This window comes from Parabacteroides sp. 20_3, from assembly GCF_964238835.1.
GTDB classification, from domain to species: domain Bacteria; phylum Bacteroidota; class Bacteroidia; order Bacteroidales; family Tannerellaceae; genus Parabacteroides; species Parabacteroides distasonis.
The window spans coordinates 163,347-186,293 of the sequence record NZ_CAXSNO010000001.1; the positions used below are offsets into that span (position 1 = coordinate 163,347).

At 50.4% G+C, this 22,947-nt stretch carries 19 protein-coding genes; 7 read left to right on the top strand and 12 right to left on the bottom strand.

The features are described from left to right. Positions 1–96: 96 nt before the first annotated feature. The 6 genes from ACESPU_RS00680 to ACESPU_RS00705 are packed head-to-tail and all read left to right on the top strand — an operon-like array spanning position 97 to position 9,395. Complete coding sequence (locus ACESPU_RS00680; RefSeq protein ID WP_005862182.1) at positions 97–486, top strand: helix-turn-helix domain-containing protein; 390 nt, start codon at positions 97–99, stop codon at positions 484–486. An 8-nt stretch (positions 487–494) separates the two neighbouring features. Beyond that, positions 495–1,349, top strand: a complete 855-nt coding sequence (locus ACESPU_RS00685; RefSeq protein ID WP_195320140.1) for a hypothetical protein — start codon at positions 495–497, stop codon at positions 1,347–1,349. Between the two features lie 21 nt (positions 1,350–1,370). Then, positions 1,371–3,887: a hypothetical protein gene (locus ACESPU_RS00690; RefSeq protein ID WP_373133070.1), complete on the top strand. Its 2,517-nt coding sequence runs from the start codon at positions 1,371–1,373 to the stop codon at positions 3,885–3,887. 14 nt (positions 3,888–3,901) lie between these two features. Then, positions 3,902–5,395, top strand: a complete 1,494-nt coding sequence (gene preA, locus ACESPU_RS00695; RefSeq protein ID WP_008772111.1) for an NAD-dependent dihydropyrimidine dehydrogenase subunit PreA — start codon at positions 3,902–3,904, stop codon at positions 5,393–5,395. A gap of 4 nt (positions 5,396–5,399) precedes the next feature. Continuing rightward, positions 5,400–7,535, top strand: coding sequence for a DUF5686 family protein (locus ACESPU_RS00700; protein WP_373133071.1), 2,136 nt, complete (start codon positions 5,400–5,402; stop codon positions 7,533–7,535). Between the two features lie 18 nt (positions 7,536–7,553). Further along, positions 7,554–9,395 (top strand): hypothetical protein, encoded by a 1,842-nt coding sequence (locus ACESPU_RS00705; protein ID WP_373133072.1) that lies wholly within the window; start codon positions 7,554–7,556, stop codon positions 9,393–9,395. 101 nt (positions 9,396–9,496) lie between these two features. On the opposite strand, the gene ACESPU_RS00710 is transcribed toward ACESPU_RS00705, so the two are convergent. Genes ACESPU_RS00710 through ACESPU_RS00730 form a run of 5 tightly spaced genes read right to left on the bottom strand, consistent with a single transcriptional unit; the run spans position 9,497 to position 14,364 of the window. Continuing rightward, on the bottom strand, positions 9,497–10,111 hold the full coding sequence (locus tag ACESPU_RS00710) for an aminotransferase class IV family protein (protein ID WP_195320145.1): 615 nt from the start codon (positions 10,109–10,111) through the stop codon (positions 9,497–9,499). Next, entirely contained in the window at positions 10,095–11,102 is a 1,008-nt protein-coding gene (locus ACESPU_RS00715; RefSeq protein ID WP_270214569.1) for an aminodeoxychorismate synthase component I, read from the bottom strand. The genes ACESPU_RS00710 and ACESPU_RS00715 overlap by 17 nt, the downstream gene beginning before the upstream one ends. Continuing rightward, complete coding sequence (locus ACESPU_RS00720; RefSeq protein ID WP_036617907.1) at positions 11,102–11,977, bottom strand: carbon-nitrogen hydrolase; 876 nt, start codon at positions 11,975–11,977, stop codon at positions 11,102–11,104. Before ACESPU_RS00720 ends, ACESPU_RS00715 begins: the two co-directional genes overlap by 1 nt. A gap of 19 nt (positions 11,978–11,996) precedes the next feature. Further along, entirely contained in the window at positions 11,997–13,025 is a 1,029-nt protein-coding gene (locus ACESPU_RS00725) for an agmatine deiminase family protein (protein ID WP_122379686.1), read from the bottom strand. Next, entirely contained in the window at positions 13,015–14,364 is a 1,350-nt protein-coding gene (locus ACESPU_RS00730) for an MATE family efflux transporter (protein WP_048927338.1), read from the bottom strand. The genes ACESPU_RS00725 and ACESPU_RS00730 overlap by 11 nt, the downstream gene beginning before the upstream one ends. Positions 14,365–14,426: 62 nt before the next feature. Between ACESPU_RS00730 and ACESPU_RS00735 the strand changes: the two genes are divergently transcribed. After that, complete coding sequence (locus tag ACESPU_RS00735; protein WP_373133073.1) at positions 14,427–14,903, top strand: GAF domain-containing protein; 477 nt, start codon at positions 14,427–14,429, stop codon at positions 14,901–14,903. Between the two features lie 151 nt (positions 14,904–15,054). Here ACESPU_RS00735 and ACESPU_RS00740 read toward each other — a convergent pair whose 3' ends face one another. The 7 genes from ACESPU_RS00740 to ACESPU_RS00770 all read right to left on the bottom strand — a co-directional run bounded on the left by ACESPU_RS00740 (position 15,055) and on the right by ACESPU_RS00770 (position 22,930). Further along, positions 15,055–17,934: a PD-(D/E)XK nuclease family protein gene (locus ACESPU_RS00740; RefSeq protein ID WP_373133074.1), complete on the bottom strand. Its 2,880-nt coding sequence runs from the start codon at positions 17,932–17,934 to the stop codon at positions 15,055–15,057. A 70-nt stretch (positions 17,935–18,004) separates the two neighbouring features. Continuing rightward, entirely contained in the window at positions 18,005–18,997 is a 993-nt protein-coding gene (mgrA, locus tag ACESPU_RS00745) for an L-glyceraldehyde 3-phosphate reductase (RefSeq protein WP_008772101.1), read from the bottom strand. Between the two features lie 19 nt (positions 18,998–19,016). Continuing rightward, positions 19,017–20,552, bottom strand: a complete 1,536-nt coding sequence (locus ACESPU_RS00750) for a sulfatase (RefSeq protein ID WP_158532418.1) — start codon at positions 20,550–20,552, stop codon at positions 19,017–19,019. 181 nt (positions 20,553–20,733) lie between these two features. Next, complete coding sequence (locus ACESPU_RS00755; RefSeq protein WP_005862150.1) at positions 20,734–21,195, bottom strand: DUF4293 domain-containing protein; 462 nt, start codon at positions 21,193–21,195, stop codon at positions 20,734–20,736. Positions 21,196–21,271: 76 nt separating this feature from the next. After that, complete coding sequence (locus ACESPU_RS00760; protein ID WP_005856752.1) at positions 21,272–21,604, bottom strand: DNA-directed RNA polymerase subunit omega; 333 nt, start codon at positions 21,602–21,604, stop codon at positions 21,272–21,274. A 24-nt stretch (positions 21,605–21,628) separates the two neighbouring features. Further along, positions 21,629–22,438, bottom strand: a complete 810-nt coding sequence (locus ACESPU_RS00765) for an outer membrane protein assembly factor BamD (RefSeq protein WP_005856750.1) — start codon at positions 22,436–22,438, stop codon at positions 21,629–21,631. Positions 22,439–22,504: 66 nt separating this feature from the next. Beyond that, the gene (locus ACESPU_RS00770) at positions 22,505–22,930 is read right to left on the bottom strand and encodes a hypothetical protein (protein ID WP_005856748.1); all 426 of its coding nucleotides are present in this window, start codon (positions 22,928–22,930) and stop codon (positions 22,505–22,507) included. Positions 22,931–22,947 lie beyond the last annotated feature (17 nt).

Here is a 22,947-nt window from a genome sequence, read left to right on the forward strand (position 1 = left end):
TTCGCATCTTTTCTCATCCCTTGATTTACCAAATGGGACTGTCTATATTTGACCTCGCAAGTCCCTCTTATGCGGGTTACTTAAGACAGTACCAATATGGAAGAAAAGCAAAAGCCATCCCTAATCGAACGCAGGCTATATGCCCGCATCTTACAAATCATGGAGGATAAGAAGCCTTATCTCGATCCACAGTTCAATTTGTGCCAGTTGGCCAACCTCGCTTGCACGAACCGTACCCGGCTATCCTCTACCTTGAACAATCAGACGGGTATGAACTTCAGTCGCTGGCTGGCTATCTATCGGGTAGAGTACCTCATACGGGAATTTTCCAAGTGCCTCACACAAGAGCCGCAGGAGTTATACAAGACGGCTGGGTTTACCTCCCGTACCTCTTTCTACCGCCAATTCAAGGAGGTGACGGGCAACACTCCCATCGAGTACTTCGCCAACCTATATTATAACAACGTAAATGATTCAACTAAATAAATAGCGATATGAGACATTTTACACTCCTACTCTTATCCGTTTTTACTGTCTATCAAGCCAAGGCGGATATATTGATCCCCTTAGACAAATATCCTACGGGGGAAAAACGTTTCAACTTACAGATCAACGGAAGTCACGATACCAGTACCCCTTGGCTCTCCACCACGTCATTTGGCGTGGATGAAGATGGGCAGATGGGAAACCCGGAGAATTGGACATCCGAACAAATCGACGAGGACAATCACTCGGTAAGTCACCGACTCATCATGAACAGTATTTCCCTGCGCCTCTCCTATCGTGTATGGGACAATCTCAGCCTGTGGGCAGGCATCGGTACCACCAACTTCACCCACGAGGAGACTTTCCGAGATGATGACGACCTAAGCAGTACCATCTTCAGCAAGAACATGATACCCATCTACAGCGGAGGGCTAGGTTACGGCCATGCCTTCACCGACCGCTTTTTCATGTCTACCCAACCCGGCGTGCGCTATGCCAACAGCGATAACATGACCACCGAGGTGTATTACCAAGGCAAGACCATCCCCTTGCGAGACCTCAGCCTCAACCGCCGTTACCTAGAGTGGGCCGTGCCCGTGGTGGCCGGATACGCACTGGGGAATTTCGTGCCCTATGCCGGCATCCTCTACAAGGACTACACGATGAAAGACCGGTACGAGTTCACCAAGACATATGCCGGCGAGGACTATACCGTTCGTATCGACGAGACTTTCCACGCCCGTCACAAGCTGTACGCTTTGGCCGGGGTGAACTATTTCCTCGCTGACAACATCTCGCTCGGAGTAAACGGAAGCTTCGGTAACAGGCAGTCCGTACAGTTACAATTCAATATCAGTTTCTAAACCTCTTAAACAGATATATACATGAGAACGACACTCAAAGCACAAGCGATACGGCTGATCGCCATATTTTTGCTTATCTGTGCCTCTACCACCACCGTCAAGACACAGATCAGCCAACATCCCGAACTGTATAAGGTGAAAGAATTCCACAATATGGATAAAGACGGAGGTGCCTATTACTGCTTCACCGACGCACAATACTACCAAGGGAAGCTCTACGGGGTCTACATAGATAATAACGGCCCCTCATCCATACGCCTCATCGCTTTCGAGGTGAACGGCGAGACCCGGACAATGGAACAATCCACCGTTGGCGACACCGGTAAGAAAATGATCTTTCTCAATGATTTCGGCGTATACCAAGATGCCGAGATCATCGTATACCGCAATCGCTTCTACGTGCTCTGGAAGAATAATACCAATGGCCAGATATGGATCGGCGAGGTGGATATGAAAAAGGGAGAATACAAGAAAACTCGTATGCTCGATGACGGGAAAACTTACGCCAACTTCGCCGCCACCATCTACCGTGACAAGATCTGCGTCATCCTACACCGCCGCACCAACAAGAAACTGCAAGTCTACCAATACGGCGACCCCGAGCTGAACAGCGGCTGGGACTGGTGCGGCACCGTGCGCAACGCCGGACACGATAATATCGAGCTAAAAGGCTCAACAGGCATATCAATGGAATACGATCCCGACGACCACTGGGACGCCACCTCGTGGTACGGCTACGACGACACCGAGAAAAAGAACGTGGAGAAACTCATCATAGGCCGACTCAAGAGCGGTACCTTCGAGGCATTCAGCTACAGCGGCGAGTATGGCAAGGATAACATATGGCCCTCCAACTGGGAAGAATACGCGCATCACGACATAGGACGCTCGAAGACCTTCTCGCTCAAGCTCATCCAAGCCGATATAGAAGGCTACGCAGCCGACAATACCAGCGGCTACAAAGCTTCCTCAAATCCCCTGATCTTCAGCTACTGTACCTATGATGGCAAGGGAACGGGCGAACACTTCCTAAAGAAATTCTACCCCGGCAGCAACAGCTTCGCCACCGACGCACCCATCTACACCGACCTGCCCTACGGCTACACGGTCGTAGCCACCGCGGCAGATCCTACCACCGAGACAGCTCCCGGCGGAGGGCTCTACTACAAGCAATATATCTACCTGCTGCGAGGTAACCAGACTCCATACCATTGGTACAAGCACGCCTACATCGCCTCCATCCGCTCCAACGAGATCGTGGAGAGACGCAGTTCCTTCAACGACGAGAAGGCCCTGTTCGGCAACAGCGAGCTACGCAATCTCGTGCGCCTCGTCGGCATCATCGAAGGACCACCTCCAACGGTAGTGGATAATAACGAGTGGTTCGGCGACCTCGGCGTAGCCTCAAGCCTTGCCTTCACCATGGGATCGGGCACCAGCAACTCCGTGAGCCGACTCTATAAAAGTGACCTAAAATGCTCCTTCGGACCGCATACGGATAAACTCACGGCAGCATTCGGCGGCGGATACTCCTTCCAGAAACAACACGAGGAAGTAACAAGCCAGTCCGAGTCCATCACCGTTACCTTCGAAGCAAACGACACAGCAGACTACCGGGCCATCGCCCTCTACTCTGTACCCATTCTGACCCGTTGCGACCTAGAATACCTCTCCCCCACCCGGAGACAGAGTGTACGAATGCCCATATTCAGCTATACTTACATGACACGGCAGAGTATCAAACAAGTAGAAGTGCCTCTCGACCTAGAGCCTTTCCGCATAGACAATCCAAGCAAACTTGGAGACTGGGAGGCCCGTGAGATCCTCACCATGACCGCCAGCGAGCCAAATGTCAGCAAGTCCGTCAACTTCAGCCTCAACTCCGAACGGATCGACATGACGCTGGAAACCAGCGGCACAATCTCCGACAGTCAGACCAAAGGTGCCATCAGTCTTATGGATTTGAAATTCCCCTTCTTCCAACTGGAGAACCAAAGTTCTTGGGAATGGACAGACCAGACCACAGCGACAACCTCGCAGGGTATCAGCGCATCCTATTCGAAGATACGACGCACGGACAAGCACGTCAGGCCGGAAGAGACAGCCGAGTCCTTCTCATCCACCCTCTATCTGCTCACTGCCGAGAAGTCGAACACGCTCCGTGACCAGTACTACCCCAAGCTACTCGAACGGAAGATCAGCTTCGGCACCGACACCTTTCCCTTCATGGTAAACAGCGACAAACCCTTCGTATTGGCGTGGGACATCAACAACATCACCTATGTACGAGGTGACGTGAGCGCCACTGGCAATGAGGAGGTAACGACCGACGAGCCCCTGTCTATCCGCTTCCTCGACGGCATGCTTACGGTAGATTGCCTGCCGGGAGCCACCGTCAACGTCTACAGCATGAACGGCACGTTGGCTGGTCACCAGCAAGCGGTATCCGGAAAAGCAATCTTCAGCCTGCCCGGACACCTGTACACCGTGGAGGTCGTGACCGAACGTTACCGGAAAGTACAGAAAGTAGTGAGATAATACAGTTAGAAGCCATGAAGACAAACCTCCTCCAGAGAAAACGCCTCCTAACGGAAGAATCGAATCGCTGTTATCTGTGCGATGACCCTGTCTGCACGAAGGCATGCAAGCCCGGACTAGATCCGGGCCGCTTGCTGCGGGCCTGTAAAATGGACAACCTAGCGGGAGCTATCCTCCGGGCCTACCGGATGGAAGCCTGCAAGGATTGCGACGGGCATCCTTGCGAGAAGGCCTGCCTCCGCGGACGAACCGACCGGGCGATATCCATCACCCAGATCGTACGGCAATTACAAGATATGCCAAACCCGACGGATAGTTCTCCCCTCACTTCGTCTCCGGACTTGGCGATCGACTTTTGTGGTGTCCGCTGCGCCAACCCCTTTATACTGGCCTCCTCGCCCGTAGCCCATAATTACGAGATGTGCGTCCGGGCCCTCGAAGCCGGTTGGGCCGGTATCTGCTTCAAGACGATATCATTCTATCCGAGCCATGAGGTATCCCCCCGCTTCGACCAAATGGAGGTGGATGGCGTGCCTTTCATCGGATTCAAGAACATGGAACAATTGTCGGAAGCCTCTGTCGAAGAGAATTTCGATACTCTCTATCGCCTCAAGCAACGCTATCCTGACAAATTAATCATCTCCTCCATTATGGGACGGACAGACGATGAGTGGACACGGCTTGCCCAATATTCCACGCAGGCTGGGGCCGATATCATTGAGTGCAACTTCTCTTGCCCACAAATGACGCAAGAAGGGATGGGCAGCGACGTAGGACAAAGCCCGGAACTGGTACGCCGGTTCACCGCCGCCACACGCCGGGGTACCCATCTGCCGATACTAGCGAAGATGACACCGAATATCGGGCAGATGACACCCGTGGCGCTCGCCGCCCACGAAGGAGGAGCCACCGGGATAGCCGCCATCAACACCATCAAATGTATCACCCGTATCGATGAGAAAGCACTTACGGCCCGGCCCGTTGTCTGCGGACTGAGCAGCGTGTCCGGCTATTCGGGGAAAGCCGTGCGCCCTATCGCTCTCCGGTTCATACATGAGCTGGCGAGCGATCCTTCCGCCGGCAAGATGCCTATCAGCGGGATAGGCGGTATAGAGACTTGGCGGGATGCCCTCGATTTCCTGCTACTAGGCTGCACGAACCTACAGATATGTACCGCCGTGATGCAATATGGCTTCCGGATCATCGACGATCTATGCGAAGGGTTACGACTGTTCATGCAAGAGAACGGATATAAAACCCTATCCGACCTCATAGGTATCGCTTTACCGAACATCGTACCCCCCGAGAAACTGGAACGTACGCAGATACACCGCCCGACAGTAGATAACAGCCTATGCCTCGGCTGCGGACGCTGTTTCGTTTCCTGTAACGACGGTGGACATCAAGCTATCCGTTTCACCTCTATGCGCAAACCGGTGATAGACGAGCAAAAATGTGTCGGCTGCCATCTTTGCGCATTAGTATGCCCAACCTTCGCCATACATTGACAGGATGAGGATCGAGACGGGACACCTTATTCTACTATCCATACTTCTTCTGTGCCCGCTAGTCCATTCAGACCTGCGGGCACAAGAGAAGACACCCGTCACACGAGCCGACTCCATCATGCGGCAGGTAATCCATCAAGCCCCCATCTACGAGCACGTCCTCGAGAGCTATGAAGCGGAGACCTACGTGAAAGGCCGTACGCACGTTCCCCGGAAGAACAAGCTGCTACGATACGCCTATCTGGTCTTCCCGATAGAGCGTCATCCCCGCGATGCCTTCTTCGAGATGAGTGGCCTCACCCGCTACGACGCTCCCAACCATTATCGCAACGAGATTGTAGCCATCAACAGCAGCCATCTCGCCGCCGGAAGGCATTACAAGGAGATAGCCTCGTTCGTCAACTTGAACGTCTACTCCCCCACGATCTACAATAAGGGAATCATCATGCCACTCTCGCCCGATGCTTTCAAATATTACACGTTCCGGCTGGATGGCACGGACACGATCTCCGGCACCCCTGTGTATAACATCCGTTTCACCCCTCGCCAATGGAGCCAGAAATTACTATCCGGAAACCTGTACGTAACCGACGAACTCTGGAGCATCGACCGTATCAAGATACAAGGGCACTCCTCTTTCTCCGAGTTCAACCTAAGCATACGTTTCAACCGTGACGAGAAGCATTTCATCCTCACGGAAGAGGCTGACCTGCAAGTCTGCTACCATGCCCTAGGCAATCGGATAGAGAGCGACATCCACGCCGCTTTCCGCTATAAATCGATCTCTTGGGTAGAGGAAGACCATGAGAGCAGGAAATTATACTCGCTCGATCAAACCCAATACTATACGATCACCTCCGACACACTCTCCTTTACCCAAGACAGCACTTATTGGAACAGCCGGAGGGACAAGCCGCTCACTACCGACGAGAAAGCCTTGTACACCACCGGAACGAACGTGGTGAGGACGGAAGCGGACAGCAGCGCTCTCACTCGCTACCTCCAACTCGGCGAGCGGCTCACCAGCACGGTCAACAGGGATTACAAGAGTACTCGTGTGAAGTATTCCGGCCTTCTCAACCCGTTCCAGCTATCTTTCGGAAGCAACGGGATCACCTATAAGCAAGAAGCACGTATCAGTAAGACATTCGAGCATGACCGTCAGCTACGCTTCCACCCCGAGATCGGTTTCCTATTCAAGGAGAAAGAGCTACGCCTACGGCTAACAACCGACTGGGAGTATCACCCCGAGCGTCAAGGCATCCTCAACCTCACGATAGCCAATGACAACCAAAGCTATTCCTCCGAAGTGATCCACCAGATCAACGAGATCCTAAAAGATACCCCAATCCGTTTCGAAGATCTCAACTTGAAGTATTTCCAGCACTACTATGCCAAGCTGATGAACCAGATAGAACTGATGAACGGCTTCCGGCTCTCGGCCGGACTCGCATACCACTATCGTACGCCCGTGAAAAAGAATAAGGATACCGGATTGGATCTAAAGGATCATAATGAGTTCACCCCGGTTATCGGCCTTACCTACACGCCCCGGCAATATTACTGGATGGACGGTTACCGGAAAGAGTACCTGCATTCCCATTACCCGACCTTCCGGATCGAGCTGGCACGAAGCATACCGGACCTGCTCGGCTGTACGGGAAATTATTGGCGGATGGAGGCCGGCATGAACCAGACCGTACGGCTGGGCTTATCCGAACGACTGAGTTACAATCTAAGCGGTGGACTCTTTTTTAACCAGCATAACATGTACTTCGCCGATTTTAGCTATTTCGCCAAACGTTATTTCCCCGAGCCTTGGGGCGACCGGTTTGGCGGGATCTTTCATAATCTAGGTGGGGATTGGTGCAATGCCTCCGACAAATATATTCAAGGGCACCTCATGTACGAGAGCCCATTCATTCTATTGCGATTCCTCAAGCCCAATCCCAAGGCGCATAAATACCTCGTGTCCGAACGTTTCTACCTCAGCCAGCTATGGACTCCCGTATTGCCGAATTACAGCGAGCTCGGGTATGGTATCGGTAGCGACCTTTTTCATATAGCGCTTTTCCTAGGCTTCGAGGAGTTCAAGTATCAAAGCGTCGGGTTGAAGTTCGCGCTTGAGTTATTCAGATAATTATAAACAAGTATAGATATGAACAAGAGAAACACTATTAAACGACTTCTTCACCGCGGATGCCTACTTATGGGTATCAGCGCAATAACAAGTTCGGCCTTCGCATGGGATTTCGCCGAGCATCGTAAGATCGGCGACCGTGCCATGAGCCTTCTCCCACGTTATCTGGTGGAAAACGGGATCTTCCCCAACGAGGCCGTCGCCGATAGCGCCTTGCTGCAAATCCTCAACATGTCGCATATGCCCGGCTCGAACGCCTACGCCATGAATGAGCTGACGCAGTTGCCGAATATCGTGACCTACGGTACGCTTTGCGGATTGGCCGGCGACCATGTGGAAAATCCCATGCTCTTGGAGACAGGCCTGCAGACCCATTTCTCCAAGACGAACCGTACGCTGGCTTTGGAGACACAAGCCATGAACGAGTTCCTCACCGGAGCCAACAGCAAGGAGCTGCTCGACATCAATCTGGCTTACGGTATCCTGGCGATCAAGGACCTCTCCCACTTCTACGCCTATGGCAAGGGATTGAACGAGCATCTGAAGATGATCGACCCCGAGCTGATCCGCCGCCTTCAACGCCCCTCGGAAGTAAACAAGGTCTTCGATAAATTAAATCAGTTGCCCTCCATGAGCAAGTATTTCTGCATCCACATCTTCGCCATCTATCTAGCACAAGAGGCAGGCAAAGAAATGTGTAAAGGAGATACGCAAATGGCGAGCAACCTTATGTTCTACGCCACGATGTACGAGGCTTTCGCCGAGCATTTCCTACAAGACTCCTTCGCCTCCGGACACCAAATGGTACGTAGGGGCTTCTCCGCCTCCGCCGTATCCAACAATAAGAGCCTGCACGATTTCTACAATACCATCCCCGTACAGACTGCCAACCTAAAGGGTGAGACTTGGAGCGCTTACGGCGATAAACGTTTGAACCAAAACATGATGGAGTACAACGAGGCCGATGATTACCGGCATATCCGGGTCACGGAGAAGCACCCTTATTCCTTGGAGAAAGGCGATAGCTACGAGCGGGAGACGAAAGTATTCTACCAAGTCGTGACCGCCACCTGCGAGTCTATCGTAGAAGTCTGGAAAGCTTACCAAAATGCTTTGGAAGGATCAGGCGAGAATATATTGAACGAGATCCCTTCCGAACGAGACGACCTGCCCCAATTCGTCTACGATCGTTTCCCGGTAATCAAGGATTTCCCGATCCCCTTCGGGACGAATTTGGATGACGTCCCCTTGGAAGCTTCCGTCGCCGGCCGCAAGGATGAGCTACAGCTGATCGTACAAGAGCCTTTTACCCGCAACTTTATCCGGTCGAGGGTAGCCAACTCTTTCATGTTCCTGATCGGTACGCCGATCCATAGCAACCGGGACGGTGTCATGACGTATGGCGGTCGCTTGAACGTCAGCATGATCAATTGGCATAAGTTCGGGAAAGGGAAAGGCATGATCATGGAGCCGGGCGACATCGCTCATTGGGTATCCCCTACAATCTCCGGTTATTATATGCACGCCCCTTCCTCCTCCTACACGATCAAGAACTGGAACGTGAAGGCGGGCGCCAATTATAACATGGATATATTCGTTTCCCCGAAACGTTTCCTCGGCCTGTATAGTTATTTCGAGATGGGTATAGACCGCCGTAATGACGAGACCCGTTTCTTGGTAGCTCCCTCGGTCGGTATCCAGCTAGGTTCCCTGATCGGTGTCCATAATTTCAATATGCCGGGATGGTTACGCATCCCGTTGGGAATTATCCTCCCCTTGAAATTCGCCGTCACTTGCAATAAGGTGGCCGGCCGTCCCGTAGAATGGATCAGCAATATGGAGGTGGATATATTGTTCTAGGAAACACCTTGATTCATGCCTATACAGGTAAGAGACCACACGGATATCGGCGTAACCCCTTACCTGTATAGGCACAGGGCCACGCCGATACTCGCGTAGTGTCATACGTATATACGCGTGATCTCATCGATTTCGCCGAACCCGATCAAGGCGTTAAACAGACGGATCCGGGTATACTTAGGCAGATCCTCTACCGGGATATCCCCGGCCTGTACCAAGCCTTTATCCAATAAGTAAGCACGCATCGTACCACATAACAAAGGGCGTGCGGGAGTGATCCAAGAGGCACCATTCCAAAGGGCGACATTGCAAATGGAAGTATCGGTCAGCAAACCGTCACGGATTATCAAGATATCGTCATGTCCCGCTCGTTGGGCGAATAAATCATTTAGGCATTGACGATCCGTACTCTTATAGGAATAATCGATCTCATCGCATGTAACCAATCGCAAGGAATGAACCGGACGCATACGGTAAGGAACGTATTCTACCTTTAAGACCTCGCGGGTATATTCCACCCGGCATTTGGTACGTTCTTGATGAGGCCCCGGATGAATATAACCCGCGAGATCAATTTCTTCCCTCGCTCCGAATAGCTCCCTGCGGGTACGGTTCATCCGGGCATTATGGTAAGGAAGGTTATGTATCCGTCCCTTCTCGATACGGATCGTCTCCACAAACGGACTCCCAGATAAGGTCTCAATAGATGGGCACATATACTTTTTGTTTCATCTCGTTATACTCCGATCTCACCTCACTTTTAGAGGTGATTCCCCCACCGCTCTTGAAAATAAACGAACGGGGAGAGACTTGTTCCATAAAACGGATCATCACGGCGCTGTCTAAATCTTGGCCGTCAAAATACCCCATCACCCCCGTATAGAAGCCCCGCTCATAGGTCTCCGCCTCGGCGATGATCTCCAAGGTCTTTTTCTTGGGAGCGCCCGTGATGGAGCCGGCAGGCAAGAGGCTAAACAAAATCTCCCCGACATGGCCGTTCCATCCCTCCGGCAACCGGCCTCTTATCTCAGAACTGACCTGCAACAAACTTCCGTTATGCGTACGCAATTCATCGATATAACGATACCGGGGAACACAAACCTCGGAGGCTACGATACTCAAGTCATTCCGGATCAAATCCACGATCGTGGCATGCTCCGCCGCTTCCTTGGGATCATCGAGGATACGTCTCCGGGCATCGGGCAGCGTAGCGTCGATCGTACCTTTCATGGGATACGAATAGATGAGACCATCCCGCATCCGCACGAATATCTCGGGCGAGAATACCACGAAACGATCCCGCATCCAAAGCTTATACATCGCCTTGGAATGGTAAAAGATATCTTTCAAGGAGAGGTTCGTATATACCGGAGTAGCGCATGTCAAGTTTACCAAATAAGAATTACCCGCATGGATATGCCGGGAAACGGTCTCGAATGAATGGGCATACTCCTCGAAAGAAACATACGAGGGTTGCCATTCAACAGGTTCTCCGGATATAAGATGAGAGGAATCCCGCAAGTTACATTCGTGATTTGTATTCGTAAAGCCGTTCAAATCGTACAATAACTCGGAGGGAGCGATCTCTTCCGGACTCTCCACGTAGATCCGCTCTCGTTTATAATCAATGATAAAAAGGAAAGGCCGTCCCGCTTTCCCCATTTCGTTCATGCGGAAGACGGCCTCTTCTTGCGTGTATTCGGTCATTATACTAAAAATCGTTCTGTCAAACCACCAAACGCATCGATACGGCGATCCCGGAAGAAAGGCCACCAACGACGCACGTTCTCACCGCGAGTCTTGTCGATCTCTATCACACGTACCTCCTCCTCGTCATTCGGGAATACGGTTAATAGCTCACCTTGGGGACCGGCCACGAAACTGTTTCCCCAAAACCGGATACCGCCCGTTTGTCCCGAAGGGTCCGGCTCATGCCCGGTACGATTTACGGAAATGACCGGGAGTCCGTTCGCCACGGCATGTCCCCGCTGTATGGTCACCCACGCACCCAGCTGACGGTCCTTCTCTTCCTGCGTATCGCTACTTTCCCAGCCGATAGCGGTCGGATAGATCAACATCTCGGCGCCACGCATAGCCATCAAACGGGCTGCTTCCGGATACCATTGATCCCAGCAAACCAACACACCAAGACGCCCCACAGAGGTATCGATAGGCTCAAAGCCTAAATCACCGGGGGTAAAATAGAACTTCTCGTAATAAGCGGGGTCATCCGGGATATGCATCTTGCGGTATTTTCCGGCGATCGTACCGTCTTTCTCCAAGACGACGGCCGTGTTATGGTACAGGCCCGGGGCACGCTTCTCGAAAAGGGAAAGCACCAAGACGATACCCAATTCTTTCGCCAAGGCACCGAAGGTTTCCGTCGATGGGCCGGGGATCGTCTCCGCCAAGTCAAACATGCTCGTATCTTCCGTCTGGCAGAAATACAGGCCGTTATGCAGTTCTTGCAAGACGACCAATTCCGCTCCCTCCCGGGCAGCTTTACGGATATTTACCTTTAGCTTCTCTATATTCGCCGCTCTATCAGCGGTATTCTTTTGTTGTATTAATCCTACTTTCATATTTAATTGGTTGTAGTTGTTATTCGATAAAGCCTTCCGGATATTGCATCGTCACGCAATGCAGGGAACCGTGTTGTTTGATAAGCGGAAGGCAGTTGATGCCTATGATCTCACGGTCCGGGAACGCCTCCCGCAAAGCCGCTTTAGCGATCTCATCCTTCGGTGAGTCATAGAACGGAACCAATACGGCCCCATTCATGATCAAGAAATTAGCGTAGGTAGCGGGCAAGCGCTCCCCTTCCCATTCCACCTTATCGGCCATCGGAAGTGGAATCAGACGATAAGGCTCACCATTCGCCCTAGTAAACTCCTTGATCTCCTCCTCCATCGCCTTCAGTTCCTCATAATGCTCGTCTTCCTCATCCTCGCAGCGGACATAAGCGATCGTATCCTCGCTACAAAAACGGGCGAGCGTATCCACGTGGCTATCCGTATCGTCCCCGGCTAAATAACCGCTGGTAATCCAAAGGATACGATCCAAGCCAAATATGTCTTTCAAATAACGTTCCAATTCCTCTTGTTGCAAATACTCATTACGGTTTACGGATGCCAGACACTCAACGGTAGTCATCAACGTACCTTTCCCATCCGATTCGATACTACCGCCTTCCAGCACGAAAGGTTGCATATTAGCGGGCACCACCTCGTCGGAGAAGGTCTTCATATGACAAAGATTACGGGTAATCAAATTATCATGATTGGCGACGAACTTCATTCCCCAGCCATTGAACACGAAATCATAAAGCATGGGCGTTCCCTCATCGAAGACGGAAATTCCCCCGTGATCCCGTGCCCACGTATCGTTCGTATCCATCTCACGGAAAATGACACGGTCGTAATCAACCTCACCCAATTGTTCACGTACGGCGGTCTCGTCCGGACAAACAATCAATAACTTCTCTCGCTTGATCACTTCCTTGGCGATAGCCACGAAGCAAGGAATCACCTCGTCCAATATCGGGGCCCAATCCGTATTCTCATGCGGCCACGTAAGCTGCACGGCACTTTGCGGATACCATTCCGCAGGTAATATCACGTTATGTTCCATATTTGAATTGTTTAAATTGTTTCACAAGCACGATCGCTGTCACGATCGCCGCCACCGTATCGGCGATAGGCATACTGATCCAGACACCGAGAGTTCCGAATAACGGGGGGAGGAGGATTAAACAGGGTATCAAGAAGAGCATCTGCCGGGTCAAGGAGAGAAAGATCGCTTTCTTAGACATGCCGATGGAAAGGAAGAAGTTAGTCGCCACCATCTGGAAGCCCACGATCGGGAATACGGCGAAGACGATATGCAGGCCATAAGAGGCGGCACTGATCAACTCCCCGTCACTCGTAAACATACGGACGATCCACGACGGCACCAACTGGCAAAGCAAGAACCCCAGCGTAGCCACTCCTACCGCCCAGCGCATCGTCAGCCGGGTCACGTCCGTCACCCGGGAATAGAGCCGGGCACCATAATTATAACCGGCTATCGGTTGCATACCCTGATTAAATCCCATGATAATCATCACGAAAAGAAAAGCGATACGGTTCACGATACCATAAGCGCCAATCGCCATATCTCCCCCATGCTCTTTCAATCCCCGGTTGATAAGGATCACGATCAAGCAGGAACAAAGGTTCATCAAGAACGGAGATAAACCGATCGACAAGATACCTTTCACGATCTCCGAGCGCAGCCTATAAATACCTCTCTTGAAATGAAGGAGTTGTTTCGGTCCCGAGAAATGAATCAACTGCCCGGTAAGCGAGATCACCTGCGAGATCACCGTCGCCCAAGCCGACCCTTTTATACCCCATCCAAACCCAAAGATAAACAACGGATTCAAGGCGCAATTTATAACAACCGACGCCAACGTAGCATACATCGCCATCCTCGGAAAACCCGAGGAGCGCAAGACCGCATTTAATCCCAGATACATATGCGTAACCACATTGCCATACAGAATAATCCGCATATAATCACGGGCATATGAGATCGTGTTCTCACTAGCGCCGAAAAAGTACAGCACGGGATCAAGCAAGAACAGGAAAGCGATCGTGAAAGCGACACCCAGAACCACATTTAAGATCAACACATTCCCCAACACCTTATTCGCCCCCTCATAATCTTTCTGCCCCAGCTTCACGGCAACCAACGTAGAGGCGCCGACTCCCACCAACGAACCGAAGGCGGCCGCCAAGTTCATCAACGGAAAGGTCAAGGCTAGGCCGGAAATCGCTAACGCCCCCACTCCATGGCCAATAAAAATGCTATCGGCCATATTATATAAAGAAGAAGCTGTCATTGCGATAATCGCAGGAATCGCATATTGCGTAAGTAATTTACCGATAGGCTCGGTCCCTAATACCAATGGAGAATTTTGTTTTGTCATGCCGCAAAGATACGGATATTTCGATTTATTCTTTATATTCGCGACCTTATAATAGTTTAAATATGGCAGAGGAACTACGGATTAAAAACGGTGATAAACAGGAGATGTATGAGACGTTGCTCCCGCAAATCGCCTCATTGGTAGGTAACGAGACCGACCTAATCGCTAACATGGCGAACATCGCCGCGGCACTCAAGCAGACTTTCGGTTTCTTTTGGGTAGGTTTCTACCGGGTCATAGACAATCAGTTGGTATTAGCGCCTTTTCAAGGCCCTATCGCCTGTACACGTATAAAATACGGAAAAGGGGTATGCGGCACGGCCTGGAAGGAGGCTCGTACGATCATCGTACCGGACGTAGACGCTTTCCCGGGACATATCGCTTGTAGCTCGGCGTCACGCTCTGAGATCGTAGTTCCCGTGATATGGGAGGATAAGGTAATCGCCGTTCTGGATATAGACAGCGACAAATTAGACAGTTTTAATGAGACAGATCAGATCTTTTTGGAAAAGATAGTGGAATTGCTTCTTCATCAGTAAGCCTCGCCTCAGTACTTCGCAAGAAGTACTGTAGTACTGCCTAAGAGGTACCGCAGTACTTTGTAAGGAGTACTCCAGTACTATCCGGAGAAATACCACAGTACTTTACAAGGAGTACTCCGGTACTCTCCCAGAAGTACCGGGACAAATGCTACTTACCGCAAATACCCTTGAACGGACAATAAGAGCAAGCCTTCCCCGTAGGGGTTTGCGTAAAGGGAATTTCTGGATTGAAGATCTCGTCCAAGCAGCCCCGCAACCCCTCCTCGAACGCTTGGGCATAACCGGAGAAATCCTCTACCTTCTCCGACTTCCCCCGTTCGATACGATGGTAGACAGATGGATCGAACGGATCGGCAAAGAGGGAACGGACGTAATAAATGCCCGGTTGTATCGTCTTTCCCTTGTTCTCGGTGAGATGGGCGTACATCCAGCAATACATGAATACCTGCATCACGGCTTTCGCACGATCTTTCTCCTCCTTGTTGAATAGGCTCTCGATACTACTGAAAGTCGTAGTTCCGCTACCGCTCTTGTAATCGATGATACGGATGGCGTCGCGAACCTCGTCCACACGGTCGATAAAGCCTTTCAACCGGATCTCGGAATAGTCGGAAAGGCTGATCAGACCGTTTATCTTACGCTCGGACTCGATGTAAACGAAAGGGGTCAGCTTGCCGTCACGCTCCAAGATTTTCTCCACGTATTTGCGGATCATCTCGCCGATCAGGTAGTTTTGTCCGGTAAGGGAGCGAACCACCTCTGTCTTGAAAAACTCGCTGGCGAAAGCCCGGGCGATAGCTCCGGTAAGCAAGGCCGTATCCTTACGGATCGCTTTCAGCAAATCCACGGTAACCATCTTCCCTTGGAACGGCTTGTAAAGCTCCTCCATCACTTTATGTAAGATACTTCCGAATACATCGCTCTCGATCGTCTCGCTCACCTCCTCTTCCTCTCGAATGCCTTCCACGACGGAAAAATAGAATTTCAACGGGCAATCCAGATACGTATTGATAGCGCTCGCCGAGATCGCCTTGCTCCCCCCTTTCCGGTAAGCGTCTAAACGGCGCATGACATCCTCCCTTTTCGGCACGGCCAATGGCGGGGTTTTGGAGGAAGATACGTTATAGACCACCAATTTATCTCGCATCGGCACCTCATAATGATAATGCAGCTGGTGGACAAAGCGACTTACCTCTCCCGTCTGCAATCCGTTGCTGCGGGTATCGTATAAAAGGCTCACGTGGCTGGCACGCTCTATCAAACGATAGAAATGGTAGGCCCATACGCTATCTTGATGCTCGTAGGTAGGCAACCCGAAACCCCTGCGTAGGTTATAAGGGATAAAGGAGTTCGCCGCTTTCCGTTGCGGGAAAATACCCTCGTTCATGGATAAGATAATCAGACGGTCGAAATCCAAGGCACGGGTCTCGAGCACACCCATAATCTGGAGGCCGGAAAGCGGCTCGCCGTGGAAAGGGATCGTGATCGTATCGGTTACCCGCTTCAATAGGCGGAAGAAGGTATCTATTTTCATCTCTATACGAGCGTCTTTCATTACCTCTTTCATGCGGTTTACCGTGGTGAAATAATGGAAGATGAACTCTTGCTCCAAATCGTTCGTCCGCTGGGGTGCGTCCTCCTCTTCCTCATCGGAAAGGGCGGACATAACCTTGTTCAGCTCTTCCAACACCTTGATCAGATAGTCCGAGAAGGCCTCCACCCCGGTCACCGGCGTGAACAGGATTTCTAGCAAAGGCGTTTTCCCTAACTCCGTATGCGAGATATAGATCTTGTTGTTCTCCGTGATCTCTTTCACCAAGGAGGAAATAATCTCCGGTGAGGTGGAGAGGATGTAGCGATGGTTCAATACCGGCAGCACGTCGCGGAAATAGAACAACGGATTCCGGTCTATGTAGCGTACGTTCTTCTGCAACGCCAAGATATACTCGATCAACGAGGCGACCGGGGTTCCCGCCAAGGGATAACCCATCGTGACGTTGATACGCCGGATTTGCTCCGGTATGGCGTTCAGCACCGGGATCAGCAGATGTTCATCGGGCAAGATCACCGCCGTACGCAGGGCTTCTTCCGAACTCATCTCCGCTTCCTTGCACCAATCGCTCAACAGGGTGTAGACGTGCTTGGCCTGCCCGATACCGGAAGGGATGCCGATCACCTCGATCTCGGTCTTTACCTTCTCCTCGGGGGGTAATTTCATCGAGGAAGGGAAGCTCTTCCGGTTACGGGAGACGAAATAAGAGGCCTTATTATCCGGATCGGTTACCTTATCGGATACATAATCCCAATAGAAATCCGCTATCTTCCGCTTCTGCAACTGGGCTAAGAAACGTTCTTCCGATACGGACAAGGCGTTCAAACCGACAAAGACAATTTGCTCGTAAGGTAAATCCGGAGACTCGCCCCGTTCCATGCTTTCCACGACCTCCCGGAAGATCATGCCCTCGTAGCCTTTTCCCTCGGCGGCCAAGGTCGCACGGAATTCCTCATAGAGATCGTATAGCACTTGCCAGACCGCCAAGAACTGTTGCTGGTTCGGCGTATCGCCCCGGGGATAAAAACTGGACCAGAAACTACGGATAGCGGCGATCTGCTCATCACTTAAGAAATCGAAATCATTCTCTATCTCCCGTAGGTCCGTCACGTTACTGAATAGCATGCGGGCATTTGCCATGTACTTATCGATATCGTCGAAGTCGTTGAGCAACATCTCGCCCCAATACAGGAATTCATCGAAAGTCTCGGTGGAACCGCTTTGGCGGATGTAGATGTCGTACAGGGTAAAAAGCATACTGATCCGGTCGGCGGATTGTTTTCCGCTCAACTGGATAAAGAGATCGTTGATCGTAAGGATTGTCGGAGAGAAAAGGGGAATATCGGCTACCTCCGAGAGATATTTCTGGAAGAAAAGTCCCGTACGCCGGTTTGGGAAAACAAAGGCCAGACGACTGACCTCCGCTCCCCATTTCTCGTAAAAAAGAGACGCAACTTGATATAAGAACGGTTTCATTTATTCAAAAATTTATACAGACTTGTAGAGACGGGGCACGCCCCGTCTCTACAATCGGATACGATTCACGTTATATTAAGATGTTCTCTATCTCCTGCAATTCTTCCCCGGAGAAAGAGATATTATCTAACGCTTTCAGGTTATCCATCAATTGGGCGACAGAGCTAGCGCCAATTAATACGCTAGTTACCCGTTCGTCCTTTAATAACCAAGCGAGCGCCATCTCCGCCAAGGTCTGTCCACGGCGGGCGGCTACCTCGTTTAGCTTACGGGCCTTTTCCACGGCCTCCGGGGTAACTTGAGAGGTCTGCAAATGACCGGTCGATTTCGCCGCACGGGAATTCTCCGGAATTCCACGCAAATACTTATCCGTAAGCAAGCCTTGCGCCAACGGCGAGAACGCTATCATACCCACACCCTCTTCCTTCAATACAGGCAATAAATCCGGTTCCGTCCAACGATCGAACATCGAATAGCGGGCTTGGTGAATCAAGCAAGGCACCTTATGTTCTTTCAGTACGGCCAAGGCCTTACGGGTCTGGTCCGCATCATAGTTGGAGATACCTACATACAAAGCCTTTCCTTGCCGGACGATATCAGCCAAGGCCCCCATCGTCTCCTCGATCGGAGTCTCCGGGTCCGGACGATGGGAGTAAAAGATATCCACGTATTCCAGTCCCATCCGTTTCAAGCTCTGATCCAAGCTAGCCATTAAATATTTACGGCTTCCCCAGTTCCCATACGGTCCCGGCCACATATCGTAGCCCGCCTTCGTAGAGATAATCATCTCATCCCGATAAGCGCCCAAGCCCTTCTTCAATATCCGGCCAAAATTCTCCTCCGCCGATCCGTAGGCCGGACCATAGTTATTCGCCAAGTCGAAATGAGTCACGCCATGATCGAATGCGGCGTGAGCGATCTGGATAAAATTACTGAACACATCCACACTACCAAAGTTGTGCCACAATCCCAAGGAAACGGCCGGCAATAAGATACCGCTCCGTCCGCACCGCCGATATATCATATCCGCATAGCGATTCTCTTCCGCTTTGTAAAACTCCATATGCTCTTTCTTTTTTTAATTAATATATCTCATCCGGCCAAGGAACCGGTTTGCCTGTCGCCTTAAACGACGGACGTTGCCCGTCCACTTTCCGTAAATACGTACCCAATTCCCCGGACAGACGCTTTACGATATCGGGATGCTGCCTTGCCACGTCATTATGTTCCCCTATATCCTCCGTGATATTAAACAATTCCTTCTTCCCCGTCTCGTAATAATAGATCAGTTTCCAGTCTCCATTACGAACCGAGCAAGTCGGACCGATTCCCGGCCCGTCATTACCCCATATATTCGGGCAGTTCCAGAATAAGCTACGTCCCACGGAAGGATCTCCCGTACCTTTTAATAAAGGCATGAAACTGACGCCATCTATCGGCTGTACGGTCTTATACCCCTTTATGCCTGCCATCTCCAAGATAGTTGGATAGAAATCCTCGATAATCAAGTATTTATCACATTTGCTTCCCGGCTTCACCACCCCCGGCCAACGCACGATCATAGGCTCACGGACTCCTCCCTCATAGGCGGAGCCTTTACCACTGTTCAAGGGATAGTTTTGTGTATGGATCTCGCCGTCACGCCATCCGGGCTCGCTGGAAAGACCGCCGTTATCGCTCATGAAGATCACGATCGTGTTATCCACCTCGCCATTCTTCTCCAACCAGTCCATCAAATCGCCCAGACTCTTATCCATACCCTCTATCAAGGCAGCGTAAGCCGCCTCTTTAGCCGTTAACCCCTTATCGATATATTTCTGGTAGAAACGCTTGTCCTTATCAATCGGGATATGGATCGCATAATGTGACATATATAGGTAAAACGGCTGGTTATATTTCTTAGCCTTGTCCAACGCCTTGATCGCCTCCTGCGTCAAGGCCTCCGTAGCGAAGGTGTCGCTTCCCCAATACTTTTCCAATCCGGGGATAGCGTTCGGAGCGTAAGGTTTACCATCCTTGGTATGCCCGTAATTATTCTCGCCGAGGTAACTGGCGAGACCTCCGGCGGCATGCCCGGCTATATTGACCTCGAATCCCCAATGATGCGGGTCCTCCCCCGGGGTATCGATCGCCCCGAAATGCGCCTTACCGCAATGGATCGTGTGATATCCGTTATTCTTCAATATCTGCACGAATGAAGTACCCACAAACGTATTATTCGTCCCGCCCACTTGGGCCACGCCGTTATAATTCCAATCCGGCAAGGTAAGCACATCGCTCTCCCGATCGGTCGTCTTATCCTTAAAAAGCGTCCAGTTCGTAACCCGGTGACGGGCGGCGTTCGTCCCCGTGATCAAGCTGCAACGGGTAGGCGAGCTGATACTGCTAGCGTAGGCTTGGGTAAACATCATGCCCCCTTTCGCCAATCGCTCCATGTTCGGGGTCTCATATACCTCATTATAATGCGTCTTTTGAGTCCAGAAAGGCAAGGACGTATCCTCCCATCCCATATCATCCACCAAGAACAGGATAATATTCGGGGGACAACTGGTATTCTGGGCGTTCGCTACCGCCGATACCGACAATAAAGCGATGGGGATAAGCTGAGTCTTCTTCATGATTGGCAACGGATATTTGTATTCTACGAAAGTAGATATATTTCACCGAAAAACAATATTGTTTCATATACAAAATAATATTGTCTTATGTATTATACTTTTCCGGACATAAAATAAGGGGCCCTTGACAAAAAGAGTCCCTTACCTAATATCTTATACCCAATGATTTATCTGGAAAGCCTTAACGCAAACGATCCAAAGAACGTACCAGCGCCTCATCGGCCCCGATATTACGGATCGCCAGATAATCCAAGATCAGATTGACCAACGGGAAGGAAAGAGCGATCTTAACACTTACGCTGGCACCTTCCATATCCCCCTTCAAGGAATAGATCAAGAAGGCGAAGAAACCATAAAAGCCCAATATCAGCAATGCGTTGAACACGCAAAGACGGATTTGCAGGATTCTTTTCTTATATAAGAAGATCGTCACCAAGGCAATGATAGCGATGATAGCAGTCAAGGCAAATAAGCCCCACGCCGGGTATAGTAATTCCGGCTCACCGATCATCGTGCTCAACCCGCTAGCATCGAACGAGAAGAGGGCGTCTCCTTGTTGCAACACGGCCAACGGCAAGAATAAGGTAGCGACCGTAAGCGCCACGATAATTAGCAGGTAAACAGTTTGTATTCTTTGTAACATGGTAATTAGTTCGTTTTAAATGGAAAGGCCGACTCATTTGAGGGTCAGCCTTTCCGATGTTCAAAAATATTTCTTCTTAGAAGTTATTCTTCTCTTTAGCAGGATTCTTGTAATAAACCTTGCCATCCTCGTACTCTTGAGCGGCGATCAACGTTGATTTCGGAAGTTTCTCATAGTAGCGTGAAATCTCGATCTGCTCACGATTTTCAAAGACTTCCTCCAAGTTGTCATTGTAAGAAGCGAACTCTTGAAGTTTCTTTTCCAGATCTTGTTTCATCTCAACACTAATCTGATTCGCCCGTTTTGAAATGATAGCGACTGTCTCATATACGTTACCCGTTTCTTCACTTAACTTCATCATGTCACGGGTTACCGTATTGGTAGGAGCGTTTGATTTTCTGTAATCCATTTTCGTTTTATTGATTAAATTCGCTTAATATGCATCTGTAATTCGCTTGCTGGCATAGTCGTAGAACTTCGTTACCTGCTTTACGTAGTTACCTTCCGGATACTCGTTCATGTAGTTGTAATACTCGTCAACCACATCCCGGTAACGGCCCTGCAACTTCTCCTCTACGGATACTAGCGCCAACTCGTACTTCGCACGGATGATAAGGAACATGAATTCCTCACGATACTTGGAATACGGGTAATTCTTCAAGGCGTTCTGCGCCGTGATCACGCAAGACTGGAAGTTATTCCCCATATAGGTACCTAGATTGAAATACAAGCGGGTGGCCATCAATTCCTTGTAAGCCAACTTCTCCTGAAGCTCGAACATGATGTTCTGCGCTTCCTCGGCCCGTTCACTTTGCGGATAATACTCCAAATAAAGTTGCAACTGCTCGATCGCCTTATACGTCTGCGACTGGTCTAACCGGGGATCCGGAGAGTCCAGATACAAACCATAACCGGAATAGAAACGGGATAATTCCGTAAACTCCCCTTTCGGATAGGTCGTATAATAGGTCTCGAAGTATTGCGAAGCCGTCTGATAATCTTTCTGACCGTAATAGCTTTGCGCCAACAAGTACAAGGACTCCTCGGCATAAGCTGTTCCTTTAAAGATTGTAACCAGTTCATCCAGCAGAGTAGCGGATTTCGAGTATTGCTTCGCGTTGAAGTATTTCTTCGCGTACGAATATTTCAATTCGTAATCCGTGCTCTTCAGTATCTTATTATACTCTCCACAAGAGGATAATAGTACTGTCATCATCATCAGTAAAAATACAACCTTTTTCATTCACATACTTTTAGCGTGCAAAATTAGTGCTTTTAGGCGAATAAATGAAACCCAAAACGTTAATATTTACAACTTATATAAATCGCTAGCAGCGATCAATTCCAATTTATTCGCTTTCAAAACCTCCGCGCACTTATTGACATCGTCCGGACGGATGATCACGTTAGCAGCGTCGCCTTGAGAAAAAGCGTACATATATTCAATGAAGATCCCGGCCGAGGTAATGATATCCATCGCCTTTGCCAAGGCTCCCGGCTGGTTGGGACAATGCAAGCATACCACGTCGGCCACGCTTACAGCGTATAACTTTTCACGAAGCACGGATATCGCTTTCTCCGTATCGGATACGATTAGGCGAAGGATACCGAAATCGGAATTCTCGGCTACCGTGAAAGCGGACATATTGACCCCTGCCTCCCCTAATATCTTGGCGACTTCCGTAAAACGGCCTTTCTTGTTTTCCAGAAAGATTGATAATTGTTTTATTAACATAGTACTTAATCTTTTAG

Coding starts and splice junctions, on each gene's coding strand:
- mgrA (WP_008772101.1), bottom strand. CDS start 18,997: ATGGAGTTTTACAAAGCGGAAGAGAATCGCTATGCGGATATGATATAT.
- ACESPU_RS00725 (WP_122379686.1), bottom strand. CDS start 13,025: ATGGAACATAACGTGATATTACCTGCGGAATGGTATCCGCAAAGTGCC.
- ACESPU_RS00690 (WP_373133070.1), top strand. CDS start 1,371: ATGAGAACGACACTCAAAGCACAAGCGATACGGCTGATCGCCATATTT.
- ACESPU_RS00755 (WP_005862150.1), bottom strand. CDS start 21,195: ATGTTACAAAGAATACAAACTGTTTACCTGCTAATTATCGTGGCGCTT.
- ACESPU_RS00705 (WP_373133072.1), top strand. CDS start 7,554: ATGAACAAGAGAAACACTATTAAACGACTTCTTCACCGCGGATGCCTA.
- ACESPU_RS00735 (WP_373133073.1), top strand. CDS start 14,427: ATGGCAGAGGAACTACGGATTAAAAACGGTGATAAACAGGAGATGTAT.
- ACESPU_RS00750 (WP_158532418.1), bottom strand. CDS start 20,552: ATGAAGAAGACTCAGCTTATCCCCATCGCTTTATTGTCGGTATCGGCG.
- ACESPU_RS00730 (WP_048927338.1), bottom strand. CDS start 14,364: ATGACAAAACAAAATTCTCCATTGGTATTAGGGACCGAGCCTATCGGT.
- ACESPU_RS00680 (WP_005862182.1), top strand. CDS start 97: ATGGAAGAAAAGCAAAAGCCATCCCTAATCGAACGCAGGCTATATGCC.
- ACESPU_RS00765 (WP_005856750.1), bottom strand. CDS start 22,438: ATGAAAAAGGTTGTATTTTTACTGATGATGATGACAGTACTATTATCC.
- preA (WP_008772111.1), top strand. CDS start 3,902: ATGAAGACAAACCTCCTCCAGAGAAAACGCCTCCTAACGGAAGAATCG.
- ACESPU_RS00740 (WP_373133074.1), bottom strand. CDS start 17,934: ATGAAACCGTTCTTATATCAAGTTGCGTCTCTTTTTTACGAGAAATGG.
- ACESPU_RS00770 (WP_005856748.1), bottom strand. CDS start 22,930: ATGTTAATAAAACAATTATCAATCTTTCTGGAAAACAAGAAAGGCCGT.
- ACESPU_RS00720 (WP_036617907.1), bottom strand. CDS start 11,977: ATGAAAGTAGGATTAATACAACAAAAGAATACCGCTGATAGAGCGGCG.
- ACESPU_RS00760 (WP_005856752.1), bottom strand. CDS start 21,604: ATGGATTACAGAAAATCAAACGCTCCTACCAATACGGTAACCCGTGAC.
- ACESPU_RS00685 (WP_195320140.1), top strand. CDS start 495: ATGAGACATTTTACACTCCTACTCTTATCCGTTTTTACTGTCTATCAA.
- ACESPU_RS00710 (WP_195320145.1), bottom strand. CDS start 10,111: ATGTGCCCATCTATTGAGACCTTATCTGGGAGTCCGTTTGTGGAGACG.
- ACESPU_RS00715 (WP_270214569.1), bottom strand. CDS start 11,102: ATGACCGAATACACGCAAGAAGAGGCCGTCTTCCGCATGAACGAAATG.
- ACESPU_RS00700 (WP_373133071.1), top strand. CDS start 5,400: ATGAGGATCGAGACGGGACACCTTATTCTACTATCCATACTTCTTCTG.